At 35.1% G+C, this 663-nt stretch carries 1 protein-coding gene; it reads left to right on the top strand.

The genetic code is table 11. The features are described from left to right. Positions 1-188 precede the first annotated feature (188 nt). The coding region (locus tag NNN71_RS24880; RefSeq protein ID WP_271459610.1) for a hypothetical protein at positions 189-663 on the top strand (475 nt) is incomplete at its 3' end.

Genomic DNA, 663 nt, shown 5'->3' with positions numbered 1-663 from the left:
CGATTATAGGAGAGCATCATGAGTGAAAGTGTAAGTTACTTTGACAAAGTCATATCTTTAATAAATGCAGTGGTACCAGTCCTAGCTATTTATTTTGCTCAGAGGCTTTGGCATGCCAAAATATTGAGCGAGCGCATCAGGCGGCAAATGATTTTCTTGACGAAATGACATCATTACCAATGAGAGTAATGTTACTAGAAACAGAGATGGTCAGAGGGTTAGTTAGAGCTGAATCAGTTATTAGTTATAAAAATAAAAATGAATTTGTGTGTGAGTTGCTGCGTCTTATGGATAATTCGAATAAGATCAAACTTTCGTTTTTTAATTCCTATGAAAGAGTTGTTCGAAGGGGGATTAACATCAAACCTTCCCAAAAACATATGAAACTCGAAAAATCTGTTATTGAGTTTACTGAACATGTTTCAAAAATTCTCCAGAATGCAGCAGAGGCTATTAGTAGATCGACAACAACAAAAGAATATAGAGAGCCATTCAGAACGTTAGCTGGTGCTAGAATTGTTATAACCAAAAATAAAAATACACTCAATGAAGCCTGTGCTGCTACAAAGGATATTTCGTTTGATGACTATTTTTCCTTTCCTTCAGCATATGGTTGGTTCAGGCATAAATGGGATAGTTTGATTCGACCTTTTTTATTTAAAC

The organism is Kluyvera sp. Awk 3 (genome assembly GCF_028069715.1).
Taxonomy (GTDB): domain Bacteria; phylum Pseudomonadota; class Gammaproteobacteria; order Enterobacterales; family Enterobacteriaceae; genus Kluyvera; species Kluyvera georgiana_A.
This window is presented reverse-complemented; position numbering and strand designations above follow the sequence as displayed.